Raw genomic sequence first — 19403 nt, 5'->3', positions numbered from 1 at the left:
CGCGTCGGGACGATTGCGCGCCGGCAGTAAGCGGCACGGCAGGCAGCCCTAAAAATCCGTTCGAATTACCCGGCGTATCCGGGTGAATCGGCGGATTTTTTTTAAGACCATGGATGATCGCTTGACCTTTATTATAACGATTTTTTCAATTGACGCTCTCCGAACAATCCTCTAAAGTAGACGGATAAAAGACCTGAAGCGCTTTGTGCGCCCGAGGCGCGACCGAGAAAGGAGTACAGGAGCATGTCCCGCAAAATTCCGCTTCGCCAATATGTGAAGCTGCTTTATGGCTACTTGCGCCCCCAATGGAAGAGCATCATAGCGCTTTCGGCGCTGCTGCTTCTGACGATCGCGCTGCAGCTGATCAACCCGCAAATCATCCGTTATTTCATCGATACGGCGCAATCCGAGGCGCGTCCGCGGGCGCTCCTATACGCGGCTATATTGTTTATCGGCGTTTCCCTTATCCATCAAGGCGTTACGGTAGCGGCAACCTACATCAGCGAGAACGTCGGCTGGTTCGCAACCAACAAGCTCCGCGGCGACGTGGCTGCCCACTGTCTTCGGCTCGACATGTCGTTTCACAAAGGGCATACGTCCGGACAGCTGATCGAACGGGTGGACGGCGACATTAACGCGCTTGCCAACTTTTTCTCGAGCTTCGTCATTTCGCTGATGACCAATCTTCTGCTTGTTTTCGGCATCCTCGTGCTGTTGTTCGTCGAAGGCTGGCAGATCGGGCTCGGCATGTTTTTTTTCGTCGTGCTGGCCATATGGTCGATTCAATACATCCGGAAATTCGCCGCGCCGTATTGGGGCAAAATGCGTCAGATGAGCGCCGAGTTTTACGGCTTTCTGGGCGAGCATTTGGAAGGCACCGAAGATACGCGCGCGAACGGCGCTACGGGCTACGTCATGCACCGGTTCCACGAGCTGCTGCGCAAGTGGCTGCCGATTCGCATCCGCGCGTTTTTCGGCTTTGCCTCCATGTGGATCACGACGCTCATCGTATTCGCCATCGGCAATGCCGTCGCCTTCGCCATTTGCGCCTATATGTGGCACAAGGGAGCAATGACGATCGGTACGGTGTATATGATCTTCTATTACACGGAGCTGCTGGCCAAACCGATTGAAAAGATACGTACCCAGATGGAGGATTTGCAAAAGGCGGACGCCAGTATCGTACGGGTGCAGGAGCTGCTGGGGACGGAGTCGGCGATTCGCGAGGGAACGGGAGCGGAGCTGCCTCCAGGCGCGCTGTCGGTTCGTTTCGACCGCGTGACGTTCGGATACGAAGACAATGCGACGACGCTCGGCAGCATCGATTTCGAGCTTCGGCCCGGCCGCTCGCTCGGCGTGCTTGGCCGCACCGGCAGCGGCAAAACGACGCTTGCGCGTCTGCTTCTCCGGTTTTACGATCCGCGCGAAGGCGGCATCTATTTGGGCGGCGTCGATATCCGCGATCCGTATGTCCGCGAGGTAAGGCAGCGCGTCGGCATGGTGACGCAGCAGATTGAAATTTTTCAGGGTACGGTGAGGGATAACCTGACCTTCTTCGACGATTCGATCGCCGACGGGAACATTGTGGAGGTGCTCGAGGAATTGGGGCTGGGGAACTGGTACCGCTCGCTGCCGGGAGGACTCGACACGATGCTCGAATCGGGCGGCGGGGGGCTTTCAGCCGGGGAAGCGCAGCTGCTCGCCTTTGCGCGCGTCTTTCTTTCCGATCCCGGACTCGTCATCCTCGATGAGGCGTCATCGCGTCTCGACCCGGTGACGGAACAGAAGATCGAGGCGGCGGTGAGCAAGCTGCTTCATAACCGCACCTGCATCATCATCGCGCACCGGCTTGCCACCATTCAGCGCGTGGACGATATTCTCGTGCTGGAGCAGGGCCGCATCGCCGAGCACGGCGACCGCCGGACGCTTGCCGGGGACGGGAACACGCGGTTCAGCCGCATGTTGGCGACCGGCATGGAGGAGGTGTTGGCATGAGCACGTTTTCGTTTCTCTTGCGATTATTCCGCTACCGGCCTGTCTTGTATATAGGAAATGCGATAGCGTGGACGCTCATTTATTTGGCGCCGATTGCGCCGGGATGGATAACCAAGCAATTTTTCGACACGCTGACCGGAAGCTCGGCTTACGGCTTTAGCGTCGGCGCCGTTATTGCTCTCTTGATCGCGGCCGCTGTCGGGCGCTCGATCCTGATCATTTTCGGCTTCATAACGGACGTCCAGTTCCGCTTCCGGATCGGCGCGCTGCTCCGCCGCAACATGCTGAAGCATGTGCTCAAGGAGCCGGGGGCAAGGGCGATTCCCTGCTCGCCGGGGGAAGCGATCAGCAGCTTCCGGGACGACGTGGAGCAGGTGGAGGAGGCGGTAAGCTGGTCCGTCGACGCGTTCGGGATGCTCGTTTTCGCGGCCGTCTCGTTCGCCATTCTCATCGATATCAACGCCCAGTTGACGATCTGGGTGTTCATGCCGCTGGTCGTGGTCGTGACGCTAGCCCAGCTGTCGACCGCCCGCTTGCAGAAGTACCGTGCGGCGAGCCGCGAAGCGACAAGCCAGGTGACGGGGGCGATCAGCGAAATGTTCGGCAACGTGCAGGCGATTCAGGTTGCCGGCGCCGAGGACCGGATGATCGGCCGCTTCAAGCAGTTGAACGACCGCAGGCGGCACTCGATCGTCAAGGATAAAATGTTTACGCAGCTGCTGGATTCGGTCTTCACGAATACGGTTAATATCGGGACCGGGCTCATTCTGCTGCTTGCGGCGCAATCGATGCAGGACGGCAGCTTCACGGTCGGCGACTTCGCTCTGTTCGTCTATTACTTGACGTTCGTTACCCAATTCATTCAAAACTTCGGCAAGTTTATCGCCTATTACAAGCAAAGCGAGGTTTCCAAAGACCGGATGATCGCTTTGCTGCAGGGCGCGCCGGCCGAGAAGCTGGCGGAGGCCAATCCGCTGTATTTGCGGGGCGAGCTTCCCCCGCCGGAGCAGCCGGCGGTGCAGGAAGGGGATCGGCTTGAGCTCCTCGAAGCAACGCGACTCACGTACCGTTATCCGGGTACTGGGCGTGGCATCGAGAATGTCGATCTGCACATTCCGCGGCATTCGTTCACGGTAGTGACCGGACGAATCGGCTCGGGCAAAACGACGCTCGTCCGCACGCTGCTAGGACTGCTGCCGAAGGACGGCGGCGACATCCGCTGGAACGGCGGCACGGTCGCGGAGCCGGGCGACTTTTTCGTCCCGCCGCGCAGCGCCTATACGCCGCAGGTGCCGCGCTTGTACAGCGATAAGCTGCAGCGGAACATCCAGCTGGGGCTGGAGGGCGACGATGCCGCGCTCCAGGAAGCGGTTCACGCGGCCGTGCTGGAGAGCGATCTGGCGAATCTGCCGCAAGGCCTCGAAACCGTGATCGGTCCGCGCGGCGTAAAGCTGTCGGGCGGTCAAGCGCAGCGTACGGCGGCTGCGCGCATGTTCGTTCGCGGCGCCGAGCTGCTCGTGTTCGACGATCTGTCCAGCGCGCTCGACGTGGAAACCGAGCAGAAGCTGTGGCAGCGGCTGTTCGCCGCCCGCAAGGCGACATGCCTCGTCGTGTCGCACCGCAAAGCGGCGTTGTCGCAAGCCGATCACATCATCGTGCTCAAGAACGGCCGCATCGAAGCGGAGGGCACGCTGCGCGAGCTGCTCGACACGAGCGAGGAAATGCGCCGGCTGTGGAACCGGTCGGAGGAGTAGGGCGCAAGCCCGGAAGCCTCGTCCCGTTGTGAGTCGGGTCGAGGCTTTTTGAGTGCGATAAACGGCACAGCTGGGCTGCCTATGTGCCCGAAGGTGGGCGAAAATAATACAGGCTTCCATGCAGTTGGGTTGTCGGCTCACCGCGAGGGAGAGCAACAGGATGGCCCTCTTACGGTTGGGCTGTCGGCTCACCGCAAGGAAGCGCAACAGGATGGCCCCTCTTGCGGTTGGGCTGTCGGCTCACCGCAAGGAAGCGCAACAGGATGGCCCCTCTTGCGGTTGGGCTGTCTGCTCACCGCGAGGGAGAGCAACAGGATGGCCCTCTTACGGTTGGGCTGTCGGCTCACCGCGAGGGAGAGCAACAGGATGGCCCCTCTTGTGGTTGGGCTGTTTGCCCCCCTCTCAAGGGGAGAACTGAACTGGAAAACCTGTAGTTAGATTGATTGCTCCGGCAAGGTCAGCAGAAGTAACTGGAAATCCTCCAGTTCATGTACGCAAAAATCGCCCTTTTAGGAAAAATAGCGCATTTTAACTGGAGGTTTTCCATTTAAGTCGGATGTAACGCTCCAAATTGTCAAATTCAGCTGTATATTTTCCAGTTAGCGCCGGAAGCGCCGCACCGCACCTCCGCTGTTGAGCGCCGGAAGTGCGGCGCCGCACCTCCGCTGTTGAGCGTCGGAAGTGCCGCGCCGCACCTCCGCTGTTGAGCGTCGGAAGTGCCGCGCCGCACCTCCGCTGTTGAGCGTCGGAAGCGCCGCACCGCACCTCCGCTGTTGAGCGCCGGAAGCGCCGCACCGCACCTCCGCTGTTGAGCGCCGGAAGCGCCGCGCCGCACCTCCGCTGTTGAGCGCCGGAAGTGCCGCGCCGCACCTCCGCTGTTGAGCGTCGGAGGCACCGCACCATAGAATGGAATTGTAATCGGATGCTTCGGCTGTTACTTTTAATATAGGGAGAAACGGCAAGAAAGCGACAGGAGGAATGTTCATGACCTTAACGACGGACAAGCTGCCGAAGGGCCTCCTTCATCCGGCTGCCGGGGAACGGAAGTTCTCGCTGGCAAGATATCAGCCATCCCCGGATACGGGATATTTTGTGCAGCACTATTGGATCGTCAGGTGGGATCTGCGCGGCCAGGAGCCCTATCCCCAGACTCTGATCGCTTATCCGAACGTCAATCTAATCGTTGAACCGGACAACACGCGGATATACGGCGTAGCCAGAAAGACATCCGCTCATCTGCTGCAGGAGCAGGGCTGGGTCGTTGGCGTCAAATTCAAGCCCGGCGGCTTCTATCCGTTCCTGCAGGCGCCCGTGTCCATGCTGACCGGCGGTTCCATCGGCTTTGAGGAGGTATTCGGAATCGGCGCCGGATCCCTGGAGTCGGAAATTTTGGGGCAGCCGGATGACGAACGAATGGTGAAGAGGACGGATGCGTTTCTCGCCGAACGGCTGCCGGACCGCGATCCGAACGTCGAGCTCGTAAACGGTATCGTCAATGCCATCAAGGACGATCGAACCGTCGTGAAGGTGGAGGATGCGGTCCGGCTGACCGGCATGAACAAACGGACGATGCAGCGATTGTTCGACCGTTATGTGGGCGTAAGCCCGAAATCGGTCATTCAGCGCTGGCGGCTTCACGATGCGGCCGAGAGGATCGATCGGGGAGAGGTGCGGGATTGGCTGGATCTGTCCATCGATCTGGGCTATTACGATCATTCTCATTTCATTAAAGATTTCCGGTCCATCGTAGGGCTGTCCCCGGAGGAATACCGGCAAAAAGGCTGAACGATCTTCTCAAGCGGCTCTCTACTTGTTCGGCAGGAGGCTTTGGACGATGAAAAATAAACGAAGCCATAACGTTTTTGTCCTCATCGTTGCAGCAGCATGCCTTATTCCATTCCTGCTGTTATGGTTATTTATAACGGTAGTCCATTCGGTAAACACACCTAACGGGTAACCGGTTGCTCATGCATATCCGTAACTATGAGAAAAAGGCTGCCCTTCAAGCATATCGCTTGAAGAGCAGCCTTTTTGTAAACCGCCGTATTAGAACGAAATTTCCGTTCCTTTTTCGGCGGACTCGTAAATGCCGCACAAAATTTTCATCATCTCGACGCCGTCCTGAACAGGGCTGAGCGTTTCTTTGCGGCCGAAGCACGTATCGATGAAGTGATCGATTTCGTCTTGGAAGCCGGCGATGAAATCAAAGCCTTTGTTGTTGATTTGCGGATCGATGTTAAGAATCGTGTTGTATTTCTCGGTGATGAAGCTCAGTTCCGGCTCGAGCTCGACGCCGCCCTTGTCGCCGTACATTTTGACGGTGATTTCGTCTTTCTTCGCGTGCAGCGTGAAGCTGACGTCAACGAGAAGCGACGCGCCGTTCTCGAAACGGATGAGGGCATTGGCCATATCCTCAACGTCGTTCGCATCAGGCGTGTAGTCGGCCGCTCTGTATTGTGCCAAGTTCTCGATGTGGGAACGGTTGCCGAGTTTCTTGTAGGTGTTGCCGCTGATCGTTTTGACCTTCGGACGGCCCATCAGGTACCAGCAAAGATCGATGACGTGGACGCCGATGTCGATGATCGGTCCGCCGCCGGAGCGCTCGGTATCCGCGAACCAGCCGCCCGGGTTGCCGAAACGGCGGATGCAGGAAGCCTTCGCGTAGTAGATCTCGCCAAGGTCGCCGTTCTCCAAGAATTCCTTCACGATGCGCGTATTGGACGCATAGCGGCGGACGAAGCCGACTTGCAGCGTTTTGCCGCTCTTCTTGACGGCAGCTTCCACTTCATAAGCTTCTTCGACCGTTTTGCAAAGCGGTTTTTCGCAGAGCACGTTTTTGCCGGCATTCAGCGCGGCAATGCTGATCGGCGCGTGCGTGTTGTTCCAGGTACAGACGCTTACAGCGTCGATGCTGCCGTCTTCCAGCAGTTTATGATAGTCCGTGTATACGTTCGGAATGTTGTACTTTTGGGCTTTCGCGCGGGCGCGTTCCTCGTTTAAGTCGCAGATCGCGACGAGTTCGACTTCCGAATTTTTGGCGTAAGCGCCGAGATGGGATTCGGAAATGGATCCTGCGCCGATGACGCCGATACGAATTTTTTGGCTCATGAAAAAAAGCACCTCTTTCTAGTCGATAAACGATTGGATGATGGAAGCCGCTAGTCAGGGATTCGCACGGCGTCAGCGCAAAGCATGAAGCTTGCTTATACGGGACGGGTCGCCGGCCAAGCCAGCTCGATACCGCGCTGCGCAAGCGTCCGCTGGAAGTCGGCCAGCAAATCGGCCTGATTGCGCACGGCCCGCGGCGATACTTCCCGCTCCAGGCAGAACGCTGCGAGATAGCCGGCTGCTTCGCCGATATTCCATTCGACGGGATGAAGCCGGTAGCAGCCGTTCGTAATATGCGTGACGCCGAGGTTTTTGCAGGCGGGCAGCAAATTGTTCATGCGCACTGGAATCAGACTCCCGAGCGGAATCTGGAACGGCAGGCTGGATACGTCGACATAATGGCGTCCTTCTGTGCTCGGATGCAGATCGATCCGGTAGCAGCCGATGCCGACGGAGTCCGCGAAACGTTCCGCCTGGCGCTCGTCGCGGATCGCGGTTCCGACATGCTGCTCGAGCACCGTAAATTCCGCTTGGATCCGGCGCGATTCCCGAATATACGGGTATTTCGCCAATCCGTCTTCCGTGCCGACAACGTCGGGGCGCAGGCGCAAGCCTTTATAGCCGGCCTTGCCGTCGGGACGAGGCGCTTCGGTTTGCATCCAGTACAAGAGCGACAAGCTGAGCTGCTTGGCTTGCTCGAGATGGCGGGCTTTCTCTTCCGCGCTGACGTCGATGATCGGTCCGAGCCAGTAATCGTTCTGCGGCCAGTTGACGAGCGAAATATCGCTGCGGTACGTGCCGGGCGCGAAATGCGACTTGTCCGCGATTTTCCGGTAGTTGAAAAGCGGGAACGACTTGCCGTCCGGGAACAGCTCGTAACGGACGGTCTCCAGCGTATGCGGCTTGACGCCGCTCCAGCTCAGCAGCTTGTCGGGCCAGAAGTCCGGCTTGTAATCGCGCCAAAAGGCATAATCGCGAGGCTTCTCGATCGTATGATCCTCGCCTTCCAGATGATCCATGGCGAAACAGTACGTAAACGACTGCATATTCATCGGACGGGCTTCGTCCAGCGCATGCGGTTCACCCGTTTGAGCTTTCGACTCCGCGCCGATCACATATTCGACGCCTGCGAGAGGAAGCAGGTCCCCGCATTCCGTCGCATCGAGGAAATAAGGCGCCGTAATGACCGTTTGAGCTCCGGACTCGAGGCTGCGCACCGTCACCGCACGAACGTTGTCCGCTTCGCTTTCGGCGGAAACCGGTTCGTGCCGAAGGAGCAGCGTAAGCTGTCCGCCGTGCAAATAAGGAGCGAGCATCTGCTCCAGTACGGCAAGCGCGGCTCTCGGCTCATGGCAAAGACGGCTGACGATGCCGCCGCCCGGATTCCATTCCACGTTGACGCGAGCCTCTTGCGTAACCGGAAAATGGTTCCGGTAATACGAGCGGACGCCCTCGCGAAACTGCCGGTACGTTCGTGTGCAGCCGAATTTCTCAATCCACGGATGCTCGTCCGGCGGAACGGCCTGGCTGGTCAGTTGACCGCCGATCCAGTCGGTTTCCTCCGTCATGATGACGGTTTTACCCGCAGTCAGAGCGGCCAGCGCAGCCGCAAAGCCGCCCGTACCGCCGCCGATAATGGCGATATCTGCATGAAGCTCCCGATTCATCCGCGCCACCCCCCGAACGAAACAGCCTTGTTCCGTAAGGTTTGACGGCTTTCGCGAATCCCTTCCGCTTCCATCCTAGTTCCTTCATATTTTAGCATATAGGCGTCTTGATAGCCATGGCTTGCGGGCTTTTGGACAAACGCTTCCAGCCTGTCATTTACTAATGTTTTCATGGTTGCCTCTCCCCCCAGAGTTGAGATAATCAACCTTCATCTTAGCCCGCGCCGATTGGAAAAGGTAGGCGACAATAATGACTTTCTCTGGTCAATCGGTGACCTGTATAGGCGTTTGCAGGCTGCAAGACGACACGGGACCCGTAAACCGCGGAAGCCGCACGGTTGTCATGAGCCGACATGACAATGTCATCGGTATCCACTGGTGTTGCCCTTGCGAAAAGACTACAATGAAGGGATACGGATCGCTTGCGGTTCGAGGTCGGACAGAGGGAAGGACGCTTGATTATGTCGATCAAACGGTTTACAGCCGTATGCATGCTGCCGGTAGTCGGCGCCGGACTTTTGGCGGGCTGCGAAATGACAGGCTCGCCTGGCGGCCAGACGCCCGCGGTAAAGTTCCCGGTTGCGAAGGACGCCGGCAAGCGTATGACGATCAATATCGTCGCCAACAGCCAAGGCAGCACGTTTCCCGCCGGCACGGACGAAAATCATAACGAATACTTGGACTATATCGAACAAAATACGAATTTGGACGTCAAAGTAACGCTGCCGCCGATCGACGGCTACGACGACAAGCTGAACGTCATCATGTCGTCCGGCGAGCTTCCCGACATGCTGAACGCGCCGAACCCGTCCTGGTTCATCAACTACGTAAACCGGAATGCGCTTATGCCGCTTGACGATCTGATCGACCGTTACGGCCCGGAGCTGAAGGAACGGATTCCGCAGGAGGCGTGGGAGAACGTAACGGTTAACGGACATATTTATGCGGTGCCGAGCCTGAACGAGGTGAAGGGCGCCGAAATCATGTATATACGCAAGGACTGGCTGGACCGTCTGGGGCTGAAGCCGCCAAGAACGCTCGAAGAATATTATGAGGTCATGAAGGCGTTCAAGGATAGAGACCCGGACGGGAACGGCCAAAACGACACCATCGGCTTTGCGATCTTGGAACGGCTCGGACGCACCGCCCCGATCTTCGGCGCCTTCGGCACGCAGATCATGCAGTCGGCTTGGCTGGAGCGGGACGGTCGGCTCGTTTCGGGCGCGACTTTGCCGGAGACGAAGGAAGCGCTCGCTTTCTTGTCTAAGCTTTATGCGGAAAATCTCCTCGATCCGCAGTTTCCTCTTAACAAGTCGGCAAATTTCCAGGAAAAAATCGCATCGGGCAAGGTCGGCTTGTTTTCGGCGGCCTGGTCGGATACGAGAGGTCCGATCGAAACCAACCGCAAAAGGGACCCTAAGGCGGTTTGGATTCCGCTCGACTTCCCGGTCGGCGCGAACGGCAGCAAAGGGACGTACGACATGAGTATCGTCCGTTCGTATAATGTCATCCCGGCGGCGAGCAAGAACGGCGAAGGGGTCATCCGGTTTCTGAATTTTATCGGGGGCAAGGGCCACCGCGATCTGAAGCTCGGCTTCGAGAATGAAATTTGGACGAAAGAGGACGGCAAAATGGTAACCAATTTCGCCGAGCATACGAAGCATTACTACCGGGGCATTTACAGCGCGCTTGCCGATACGATCGAGCCCGACGTCAGTAAAGACCGCCTCGATTCGCTGGGCGAGCAGTTCAATCTGTGGGACAACCTGCAGCGGATCGAGCTCAACTTAATCCGCACCAAATTTACCGGAACGCCTACGCAAGCGATGGGCAAATACAATGCCCGGCTGCTGAAGGATCAGGAAGACACGTTTACGAAAATCGTGCTCGGTGTAGCGCCTTTATCGGAATTCGACGTATTCGTCGAACGCTGGTATCGCGAAGGCGGAGACGAAATCACCCGCGAGGTCAACGAGTGGTACAGCCGGCGTCAAGCCAAGTAACCGAAGAGCAACCTTTTTATGGAAGAAACAATCGAAGCATGACCGCTTTAACGGGCAAAGGTAAAGGCGATCCTCTCTATCGTTCGTCTAGGAAGGAATATGCTTCGAAGGATTGGCTTCACTATGTGGGGATTATGAAGGGGGGAGCGGAATGGGAAAATTGCCCGCATGGCTGTACAAGCAGTTTACGCAGCATATCCAGGTGCGGCTGACCTGTTATTTTCTGCTCATCTTGCTGCCGCTTGTCGCGATCAGTTTGTTTGCCAACATCCGGTCGCAGCAGACGCTCGAAAAGCAGATCGGCGAGCGGACCAAAGGGGCGCTGACCTCGGCCATCGAATACGTCGATCTCGCGATGCAGAACGTGGATGCCCTGTCCACGCAGATCGCCTCGGATCAAAATTTGATCAAGCTGCTGAACCGCGTCGGAACGGACTTGACGCCGGGCGCGATACTGGAATTTTCGCATTTGATGCGGGAAGTGTCCAACATCAGCGCGATCAATCCGATCTTGTCGCACATTTCGGTTCTGCATGCGCCTACGGGAATGCTGGTTTCCTCGAATTTCGGCGGCCAGCAGATGGAGAATGTCCAGCAATACGACTGGGTGCGCAGCAGCATTGAAGCGAACGGGGGCAACCAGCTCATCCTGCCGACGAAGGAAGAGGCGGAAAAATACGCCAAAAACGATTTTAATGGGTTGTACAGCATCAATAACATGTCGCTTGTCCGGGCGATGGACGTATATAACCAGCAGCGGCAGCCGAACCTCGTCATCTTTACGATCAACCGCGACACTTTGCTGAAGCTGACCAGCGCGCTGCTGCCTTCGCAGAAGGCGCAAATTTATTTGTACGTGGGCAAAAAGCTTGTCGTAGGGACGAGCAGCAACGTGCTGCCGCCGGAATGGGACGACGATAACAAGGACATGCTCGTGAAAACGTCGCAGGATACGGGCGAGCAGCTCAGCATGATCCGGGCGAAATCGCGTCAAAGCAACTGGTCGGTCGTCATGGTGCAGCCGATGGAGGAGCTCAGGCGGGAAACCCAACAGCTTCAGATTTTCACGATCATCATCATTTGCATCAGCGTGCTGCTTGCTTTCTGGATCGCGTGGGTCATCTACCGGAACATCACGTCGCCGCTCGAGAGCTTGGCCCACGGCATGAAGCAGATGCGGCTGGGCAATCTGAACATCCGCCTCGAGAACAACCGGAAGGACCAGCTCGGTTATTTGACCGGCGCCTTCAATCAGATGGCGGAGGACCAGCTCCAGCTCATTCAGGGGCATTACGAGCAGGAGCTGCGGATGTCGAAGACGGAGCTGAAGTTTTTGCAGTCGCAGATCAATCCGCATTTCCTGTACAACACGCTGGACTCGATCTACTGGGCCGCGAAGGATTACGACGCGGATGAAATCAGCGAAATGGTATTGAATTTGTCGAAGTTTTTCCGCCTAAGCCTAAGCAAGGGCAGAGAGACGTTTACGGTAAGCGAAACGATCGATCATTTGCATTACTATTTACGGGTCCAACAGATCCGGTTTTCGGAGCATTTTGCGGTCGAATACGAGGTAGCGGAAGAAAGCAGGGACGTTCAGGTGCTCAAGCTGCTGCTTCAGCCGGTTGTCGAAAATGCGATTTTGCATGGACTCGAAGCGATGGACCGCGGAGGCATGCTGTGGATTGCCGCCCGCATCGAGGACGATAAGCTGGTGCTGCAGGTGAGGGATAACGGGAAGGGGATTCCCGCGGAGCGGCTGCACTACATTCGCAGCACGCTCGATAAGCTCAAGGAATCGCCGCTGAAGCTGACGCCCTTCGGGGAGGGCTCCGGCGGAGGGGACTTGTTCGGCTTGCGCAACGTCGCCGCCAGAATGAAAATGTATTACGGCGATGAGGCCGAGCTTGTCATCGAAGGCGAAGAAGGCATAGGAACGGTGGTAACGATTCGTTTGCCGCTGGACAAATGTTTGGAGGATACATCAGGAATCGCTTGAATGGAATAAGCGGTTTTGACGATTTCGGGGGAAAACGAAAGGTCAAAGCTTAGACTGTCAAGCGCAGCGGAAGGGGAGACAAGCCATCATGAATCTGATGATCGTCGAAGACGAATTGCGGCTGCGTACGAGCTTGGCCGAGAAAATACCGTGGGAGCGGAACGGAATCGAAGTCGTAGGTCTCGCTGCGAACGGGGTCGAAGCGCTGCAACTGATCGAGTTGAAGCGGCCCGATCTCATCCTGCTCGATATTCAAATGCCGCATATGGACGGCTTGACGTTCGTACGCAAGGTGCGGGAGCAGGATCCGGATATGAAATGCGTCATTCTAAGCGGCCACGACAACTTTGCTTATGCGCAAACGGCGATGGAGCTCGGCGTCAGCAAATATTTGCTCAAGCCTGCAGGCGACACGGATATTTTGCAGGCCGTTACGGAAGCGGCCGAACAGCTTCGCATGGAGCTGGAGCGGCGGCACAGCCAGTCCGAGCTGCAGGTGAAATGGAAGGAGCATTTGCCGCATCTGCAGGATATGTTCTTGCAGAGCTGGATTGCCGGCAACTATGCGTCTTGGGAGATTGAGCTGCGCAGCCGCGAGCTGCACATCGAGCTTCCTGCCGAAGCGATGTATGCAGTCGCGCTGTTCGATATGGATCCGCTGGGCGAAGGGGAAGAGCGCTTTTTGCCGGAGGATGAGCCGCTGCTGCGTTTCTCGCTCAACAGTATCGCCCGCGAATGCTTTGCCTCCCAGCTATGCTGGATATGCGCCGATGCGGAAGGAAAAACGGCGGTCATATTCGCGCTTGCGGACGCGTTATCCGAGAACGAAGCGCTGCTGCAGGTGCAGGCGGCGGCAACGAAGCTCCTTAACGTGTTCAAGCAATGCCTCAAGGTGACCGCAAGCGCCGGCATCAGCGGAAGCACGCGCATGCGCGAAGATGTAAGCAAGCTGTATAGGCAAGCCGGGAAAGCGCTGCAGGCCCGTCTCGTGCACGGCAGCGATCTCGCCATTCCGTACCGGGAGGAATATGGGACCGGCAGCGGCTCCGCACCTTCGCTGGATCGAGAGAAGGAGCTGGAGATCGGCTTCGAAACCGGCGACGAGAACAAGGTGTCCACCGCTCTCGGCGAGCTGTGGATTCATGGGGTGGAGAACGCGCACTCGGCCGACGCCGTACGCGAACATTTGTATTACGTAAGCGGTCTGCTCGGGCGGATGATCCAGCGTCAAGGCTGGTCGCTGCAGCAGGTAGCGGGGGATGACGCGGCTTATTTCCACAACCTGCATGCGCTTGCCGAGAAGGAGCAGGCGTACGCATGGCTGCAGCGGATCGTCGCCCGTATGGTCGAAAGCCGGCAGTCGGAACGGAAATCCGCCGTGCACAAGACGATACGGCAAATTCTCGAGATCGTCGATCAGGACATGGACAAGGAGATTACGCTCTTCACGGTGGCGGACCGGCTGTACGTCAATTCGTCCTATTTGAGCCGGCTGTTCAAGCAGGAGATGGGCAAGCCGTTTACGAACTACGTGCAGGAGCGCAAAATGGAGCGCGCCAAGCAGCTTCTGCTCGGCGGCTCCAAGGTGTACGACGCGGCTTCGATGGTGGGCTACAAGGACGTCAGCCACTTTACGCGCGTGTTCCGCAAATACTGGGGCGTCACGCCGGGCGAAATGAAACCTTAACGGATGAAGGGCGGATTCTATCAACCGCCCTTTTGTTGTGTCGAGATTCGTGTATACGCCGTATGACTGGCAAGCAGTTCTTGTGGTATGACATTCGAATCGGCAGGCGTCTGCCGTCGCAAAAGGGATTAATGAGCAAGGAGCTGAGGAAGTAATATTGGATCTAAGGTATGGGGTCGATGAAGATCTTAGTGCTCTTCATATATTTGACTTGTATTATTTCAGTGTGACCAAACTAAAAAAATATGACACTATATTTAAGTTGCACGTATGGGATGATGATGGAATATATTCCGGGCAAATAAGGAGAAACTCCTCGGCTTCTGATAGTATTGATGCATAAAACGTAGGAGGATACTATGTCAAAATTCACTTGCAAGTGTGGAGAAACATTGTCAAATCATCGAGTTCCTAATGATGTTGAGTTGAAGATCTATACCGATAAAGAGTGGGAGCGAATAAGTAAACTAGAGTCTATAGACCAAATACCAGACCCTCAGTATGAAGTTTGGCGTTGTATTACGTGCGAGAGATTATATTTTTTTCAAGATTCTAAATTAGTAAAATCTTATGTTATTGAGGAATGCTAAGTTTTCACTTAAAACCAATTGGTTTAATTTATCCAGTATGCGTATGCCAAGTAAGCTCTGACTCTGGCGTCTTACACTTCGTCCGAATGGGCATCGGGTAAACTAGAAGATATCCGCGATGCCAGTGAAGGGTTAGCAAGTGAGCCTTTTACAGCAGATGGATGGATAGCCCGCTTTATCAAGCAACGTTGTACAGAAGGTATCGAATAAAATTATAAAAGTACCACAAACGAGACTAATCGCTCGCTTGTGGTCTTCTTTTTTCGTCGTTGCTTGATGGCGATCTTGCGAAGTCCGTCACTTGGTCAGTATATACTCCAACGATAACAGGCAGCGTTTATGAGGTTATCGATTCCGTTTACGGTACGGAACCGTGGATAGGCAGCGCGACGGCATGCGGCATGCAGCTCTTTGTGTCCGGCGGCGCACAAACGCCTGAAGGCGCTAAGTTGCTTAGAGGTGACTTAGTGGATGCCACCACTAATTATGAGCACTATAGAGAAGGAGAAGGGGAAGACTTATATATTGACTATGATAAAGCATATTATGAAGATAGTGTAATCCAAGACGCTATTGATAGAGAAATAGCTTCAGCACAAGCTGAAGCGGAAAGACTCTACAATGTTAGTGGAAAATCTTACTTTGATGTAACAGGTTCTGCGGAAGGAATCCCCAATGGGGATACCGAAAATTGGCAGAAGGCCATTGGGGCTCATCATATTTGGGGGAGTGGTTCTTCGTCGGTGGACGATGAAGGCTATATGAGAATGGACATTACAATTCATGCTATCGACAAATATAATTTTAATAAAGGTATGTCAGATATCGCAACTGGCACTCCAGATGAGGAGAATGGGCGGTTTGCCGTTCTTGGATGGGCCCATTCCTTTATGACATATGGACAAATGCATAGGACGGTCAGATGGAAAATAGGGAGGCTAGCTCGACCACAAATATTTCGTATATATGGTGGAGATACTAATATGAAAAAGATGGTACTGTATATTGCAATATTATCAATGGCAGTTATTACCACAATGATTTATTTTTATATTAGTAATGACCATGCCCGAGATGGGGACTTAAAGGAATCAATAATTCGCACAGATATCGATCCCATAAAAACAAGATTTCCTCGATTAGGTGATTTTGAGAAATGTTTATGGCAGACGCACCTGATAGGAGGCAATAGAAGTATTGGACCATCTTCATATCGTCTAGTGGGATATGTAGTATTAAAGGATGAGGAATTTTCGAAGTTTGTCACCCAATTTAATTGGGAACAAGCTGATAAAGTTAACACGATATTATCGCAAGAGGCACTGGGGCTTACAACTAAGAACTGGTCATATAGTAAAACCTTCAATGACTATGTAAAGTCTGCAAGTTTTGTTGGAGATTTTTATTTGGATTTAGAAAATAAATTAATATATTTTGATGTCCAGAAGTGAATAACCCATTCTTCCACCCAGTGACACGTGATATTTCGCGCTACTGGTATGACGGAGACGGCAACCGAGTGAAAATGACTGTCGACATCGCCCACGGCCCGGACGACCATAACCCGGATAACGGGAACGGCAACGGCAATGGCAACGGAAACGCCAATGGCAATGGCAATAACGGTTCCAAGTGCGACGATGTCGTGCCGCCAGGCTTTATCCCGCCGGGGTTGGCTAAGAAGTGCGGGAACAACAATCCGGATCCGGATACGCATCCGGTCGGTCCTCGCGACGGTTGGGAGCATCAGTACAAGAAGAAGCATTGGGAGTTCAACTACACCAACGACGTAAGCCTGGCCCTGCCAGAACCGCTCGTTGCTTCGGAAGCCGACCCGACAAAATGGCACGAAACCTACGTCTACGGCGCCGGACAAGAACGCTTGAGCGTAACCTATTTGCCGGCATACGACGCCAACAACGGCTGGGAGCCGTATCCGGGAGCGGGCGGCGCAGAGCTGGGCGTGACGCCGAAGACGCTGTACTACATGAACGACGCGCTCGGCAGCGCGATCGGTCTGATGGGTCGGACGGCCGCGTCTCCGCGCGCTACCATTACGACGAGTTCGGTATCCCGATGGACGGTCCCCAGGTAATAACAAATAGGTTGATTGGAATTAGATGCTTAATTTTAGCTATATTGGGTAGTATTTCACTTTTTTGAAGTAGATCGCCAGGTTTCGGCAGGGACGAAAGATAGGTTTGATATGGAGAAGATTAACAATATTCATAATGGGATCACATTAATTGTTCAGGAGTATGGAGACATGTCGAATAGTATTGTTTCAAAATTGGTGGTTGATAGTGAGTCACTCACGGAAGAAAAAGTATCCTCATTGTTCAAGAAGATGGACTTGTTTGTTCCTTCGGAAATGATGGGAACAAATATAACAAAAGGTAAGAAAAAAAAGTTTAGTGAAACTACCTTTTATTTAGGCATCCTCCGGGAAATAGCTTCTCATAAACCATTTACGTTAGGGGTGGAAGATGGAGCTAATTGGCTAACTGTTAAAAAAAGTAATATCCATACTTTTGTTACCATTAACTTGACGGGTGAACTGTTTAATCAAAATAAAGATAGAATTTTTCGATTTATAGAAGATGCATTTTCGGAATTATCAGGTATTGTTGCATTTGCATGTTCGTCTGAGGATGACTTTTGGCAAAACAATACTGATCCCGATTTCTATAGATTAAGAAATAAGTCTATCGAAGGAGTTCGGTTAAAACAATGCCCAATAATAAAGGGTAGACAAATAGTCGATATTGAATATAATCCGGGTCATTCCCATTTTATTGGGGATGTCTGGTTTGGTTCATGTTGGGCTATGTGGTTCGGCAAAGGCTTTTTCCGGTACATTCCAAATCAAATGTTGAGTGATTATAATAACTGTTTCGAGAATAAGACACTTGCAAGTGATTCTATTAGAATATTACTTTATGAAGATGTTTTTGATTATGGAAATCTTCAAAGCAGAGACAAACAGTGGTTTTTTCGAAAAAATGTTGGGATCGATGAGATAGCCCACTCTCTGATGAAAGAACCAATAAAGCAGCAAGACCCAACAGTTGAAATTGAAACATTGGAAAAACTCCCGAATGGAAAAGGGATGAAAGTTACTTATTACTATGGTAAGTCAGGTGAACTTGTACCTAAATCAAAGGCCACTACCTTTAAAAGTTACGAACTCGATGTAAGCGGTAATACTATTAGCTATGTTGAGTCTAAAAGTGGAGGGCAGTAATTATATCAACGAATTCTCTTAGATTTCGCCGCAAACTTCCGCTGACAGAAGTCTGCGGCTTTTAATATACGAAATATAAGCTATTTGGTATAACGTAGACGAAAATCAGGCGAAAATGACTGTCGACATCGCCTACGACCCGACCGTAACCTTGTGCCGCCGGGCTTTATCCCGCCGGGGTTGGCGAAGAAGTGCGGGAACAACAATCCGGATCCGGATACGCATCCGGGCGGTCCGCGCGACGGTTGGGGAGCATCAGTACAAGAAGAAGCACTGGGTTCAACTATACGAACGACGTGAGCTTGGCTCTGCCGGAACCGCTCGTAGCTTCGGAAGCCAACCCGACGAAGTGGCACGACACCTACGTCTACGGCGCCGGACAAGAACGCTTGAGCGTAACTTACCTACCGGCATACGACGCCAACAACGGCTGGGAGTCGTATCCAGGAGCGGGCGGCGAGAACCGGGCGACGCTACCCTGCCGGTAACAGCTTAAGAGAAAGGTTGCATTTCTTTACACTAAAGAAGGGTTTTATCCCAATATGTAGAAAATATTGTCATGTATTTCTTGCCGGTATGCAGAGAGGCAGCTCAGACGAGCGGACTGTCGGTGAAGCATACATGCGGTTAATTAGACGATAGCGGACGAGGAGCGAAGTGTATGAGCGAGCAGGTGCAAGCGGAAGGTAAGGCGAGCGAGGTGACGATCGTGTCGCTTCCCGAGATGATAATGGTCGGCTTTCCGGTCAACGTTTCTTTCAAGGAGGGTGTCTTCAGCAACATCGGCTTAACGAAGCAGCGGTTTATGGACAATAAGGCCGCCATCAAGCATGCGGTCGATCCCGACACCTATTGGGCGCCTTGGTATAACTGCGAGGTCATGTTCACGTATTTCTACTGCCTGGAGGTCAGCGAACTGGCGGACATTCCTGAAGGCATGATGGGCTTTACCATACCGGCTGCCAGCTATGCAACCGTTCGTTACGAGGGCCCCCTTCCCTGGTCGCAGCCGGATCCGTACGGGCTGCTTGCCGAGTACCGCCGGGACAAGGGGATCGAGTCCTATGAGAACGGCATGGTATTGGAAAAATACCGCTTCGACAACGACTGTGCCCCTAATGAGTATACCGCCATCGAGGTGTTCGGCCCGGTTAAAGCGGAGGCGTAGCGCCGATATCGGTCCGCCGTTTGAAGATACTGCATGCTCCAAGGCCGCCTTCGGGCGGCTTTTTCGTTAGGGGATAAGGACTTAATTGTTAGAAGGATCTCTTCCGGCGGCTGCTGCAGCATGTGGTAACGGTACGTGCGATTGTGATCGGGATAGCGGACTTTCGAGTGCTTATTACTCGGTAAGCT

At 54.2% G+C, this 19403-nt stretch carries 15 protein-coding genes; 11 read left to right on the top strand and 4 right to left on the bottom strand.

Annotation, left to right across the window (positions count from 1 at the left end):
• Positions 1-243 precede the first annotated feature (243 nt).
• Together ACKGJP_RS31685 and ACKGJP_RS31680 are read left to right on the top strand one after the other, a co-directional pair.
• The gene (locus ACKGJP_RS31685) at positions 244-1995 is read left to right on the top strand and encodes an ABC transporter ATP-binding protein (protein WP_409342731.1); all 1752 of its coding nucleotides are present in this window, start codon (positions 244-246) and stop codon (positions 1993-1995) included.
• Positions 1992-3749: an ABC transporter ATP-binding protein gene (locus ACKGJP_RS31680; RefSeq protein ID WP_409342730.1), complete on the top strand. Its 1758-nt coding sequence runs from the start codon at positions 1992-1994 to the stop codon at positions 3747-3749. The genes ACKGJP_RS31685 and ACKGJP_RS31680 overlap by 4 nt, the downstream gene beginning before the upstream one ends.
• A 599-nt stretch (positions 3750-4348) precedes the next feature.
• Here ACKGJP_RS31680 and ACKGJP_RS31675 read toward each other — a convergent pair.
• Entirely contained in the window at positions 4349-4753 is a 405-nt protein-coding gene (locus ACKGJP_RS31675) for a hypothetical protein (protein WP_409342729.1), read from the bottom strand.
• On the opposite strand from ACKGJP_RS31675, the gene ACKGJP_RS31670 reads away from it, so the two are divergent.
• Positions 4734-5534 (top strand): DUF6597 domain-containing transcriptional factor, encoded by an 801-nt coding sequence (locus ACKGJP_RS31670; protein ID WP_409342728.1) that lies wholly within the window; start codon positions 4734-4736, stop codon positions 5532-5534. The two genes, ACKGJP_RS31675 and ACKGJP_RS31670, sit on opposite strands and share 20 nt — an antisense overlap.
• A 261-nt stretch (positions 5535-5795) precedes the next feature.
• Here ACKGJP_RS31670 and ACKGJP_RS31665 read toward each other — a convergent pair whose 3' ends face one another.
• The 3 genes from ACKGJP_RS31665 to ACKGJP_RS31655 form a co-directional block, all read right to left on the bottom strand.
• Positions 5796-6857, bottom strand: a complete 1062-nt coding sequence (locus ACKGJP_RS31665; protein ID WP_409342727.1) for a Gfo/Idh/MocA family protein — start codon at positions 6855-6857, stop codon at positions 5796-5798.
• Between the two features lie 95 nt (positions 6858-6952).
• Positions 6953-8524 carry an FAD-dependent oxidoreductase gene (locus ACKGJP_RS31660; RefSeq protein ID WP_409342726.1) on the bottom strand — a complete coding sequence of 524 codons (1572 nt, stop codon included), beginning with the start codon at positions 8522-8524 and terminating at the stop codon, positions 6953-6955.
• On the bottom strand, positions 8521-8697 hold the full coding sequence (locus tag ACKGJP_RS31655) for a hypothetical protein (protein ID WP_409342725.1): 177 nt from the start codon (positions 8695-8697) through the stop codon (positions 8521-8523). The genes ACKGJP_RS31660 and ACKGJP_RS31655 overlap by 4 nt, the downstream gene beginning before the upstream one ends.
• A gap of 288 nt (positions 8698-8985) precedes the next feature.
• Here ACKGJP_RS31655 and ACKGJP_RS31650 point away from each other — a divergent pair, with 288 nt between their 5' ends.
• The 8 genes from ACKGJP_RS31650 (at position 8986) to ACKGJP_RS31615 (ending at position 19215) form a co-directional block, all read left to right on the top strand.
• A complete protein-coding gene (locus ACKGJP_RS31650) occupies positions 8986-10527 on the top strand; it encodes an extracellular solute-binding protein (protein WP_409342724.1) in 1542 nt (513 codons plus the stop codon).
• A gap of 151 nt (positions 10528-10678) precedes the next feature.
• Positions 10679-12526, top strand: a complete 1848-nt coding sequence (locus tag ACKGJP_RS31645; protein ID WP_409342723.1) for a sensor histidine kinase — start codon at positions 10679-10681, stop codon at positions 12524-12526.
• Positions 12527-12614: 88 nt separating this feature from the next.
• The gene (locus tag ACKGJP_RS31640; RefSeq protein WP_409342722.1) at positions 12615-14213 is read left to right on the top strand and encodes a response regulator; all 1599 of its coding nucleotides are present in this window, start codon (positions 12615-12617) and stop codon (positions 14211-14213) included.
• Positions 14214-15204: 991 nt separating this feature from the next.
• Positions 15205-16254 (top strand): hypothetical protein, encoded by a 1050-nt coding sequence (locus tag ACKGJP_RS31635; RefSeq protein WP_409342721.1) that lies wholly within the window; start codon positions 15205-15207, stop codon positions 16252-16254.
• 68 nt (positions 16255-16322) lie between these two features.
• On the top strand, positions 16323-16898 hold the full coding sequence (locus tag ACKGJP_RS31630) for a hypothetical protein (RefSeq protein WP_409342720.1): 576 nt from the start codon (positions 16323-16325) through the stop codon (positions 16896-16898).
• A gap of 171 nt (positions 16899-17069) precedes the next feature.
• Positions 17070-18047 carry a hypothetical protein gene (locus tag ACKGJP_RS31625; protein ID WP_409342719.1) on the top strand — a complete coding sequence of 326 codons (978 nt, stop codon included), beginning with the start codon at positions 17070-17072 and terminating at the stop codon, positions 18045-18047.
• A 245-nt stretch (positions 18048-18292) separates the two neighbouring features.
• Complete coding sequence (locus ACKGJP_RS31620) at positions 18293-18535, top strand: hypothetical protein (protein ID WP_409342718.1); 243 nt, start codon at positions 18293-18295, stop codon at positions 18533-18535.
• 173 nt (positions 18536-18708) lie between these two features.
• Positions 18709-19215: a GyrI-like domain-containing protein gene (locus ACKGJP_RS31615; protein ID WP_409342717.1), complete on the top strand. Its 507-nt coding sequence runs from the start codon at positions 18709-18711 to the stop codon at positions 19213-19215.
• Positions 19216-19403: the final 188 nt, after the last annotated feature.

This window comes from Paenibacillus litoralis (assembly GCF_046244365.1).
Lineage (GTDB): Bacteria > Bacillota > Bacilli > Paenibacillales > NBRC-103111 > Paenibacillus_V.
Note: the sequence above shows the minus strand (reverse complement) of the source record. Positions and strands in the feature narration are given on the sequence as shown.

Coding starts and splice junctions, on each gene's coding strand:
- ACKGJP_RS31685 (WP_409342731.1), top strand. CDS start 244: ATGTCCCGCAAAATTCCGCTTCGCCAATATGTGAAGCTGCTTTATGGC.
- ACKGJP_RS31680 (WP_409342730.1), top strand. CDS start 1,992: ATGAGCACGTTTTCGTTTCTCTTGCGATTATTCCGCTACCGGCCTGTC.
- ACKGJP_RS31670 (WP_409342728.1), top strand. CDS start 4,734: ATGACCTTAACGACGGACAAGCTGCCGAAGGGCCTCCTTCATCCGGCT.
- ACKGJP_RS31665 (WP_409342727.1), bottom strand. CDS start 6,857: ATGAGCCAAAAAATTCGTATCGGCGTCATCGGCGCAGGATCCATTTCC.
- ACKGJP_RS31660 (WP_409342726.1), bottom strand. CDS start 8,524: ATGAATCGGGAGCTTCATGCAGATATCGCCATTATCGGCGGCGGTACG.
- ACKGJP_RS31655 (WP_409342725.1), bottom strand. CDS start 8,697: ATGAAAACATTAGTAAATGACAGGCTGGAAGCGTTTGTCCAAAAGCCC.
- ACKGJP_RS31650 (WP_409342724.1), top strand. CDS start 8,986: ATGTCGATCAAACGGTTTACAGCCGTATGCATGCTGCCGGTAGTCGGC.
- ACKGJP_RS31645 (WP_409342723.1), top strand. CDS start 10,679: ATGGGAAAATTGCCCGCATGGCTGTACAAGCAGTTTACGCAGCATATC.
- ACKGJP_RS31640 (WP_409342722.1), top strand. CDS start 12,615: ATGAATCTGATGATCGTCGAAGACGAATTGCGGCTGCGTACGAGCTTG.
- ACKGJP_RS31635 (WP_409342721.1), top strand. CDS start 15,205: ATGCAGCTCTTTGTGTCCGGCGGCGCACAAACGCCTGAAGGCGCTAAG.
- ACKGJP_RS31625 (WP_409342719.1), top strand. CDS start 17,070: ATGTCGAATAGTATTGTTTCAAAATTGGTGGTTGATAGTGAGTCACTC.
- ACKGJP_RS31615 (WP_409342717.1), top strand. CDS start 18,709: ATGAGCGAGCAGGTGCAAGCGGAAGGTAAGGCGAGCGAGGTGACGATC.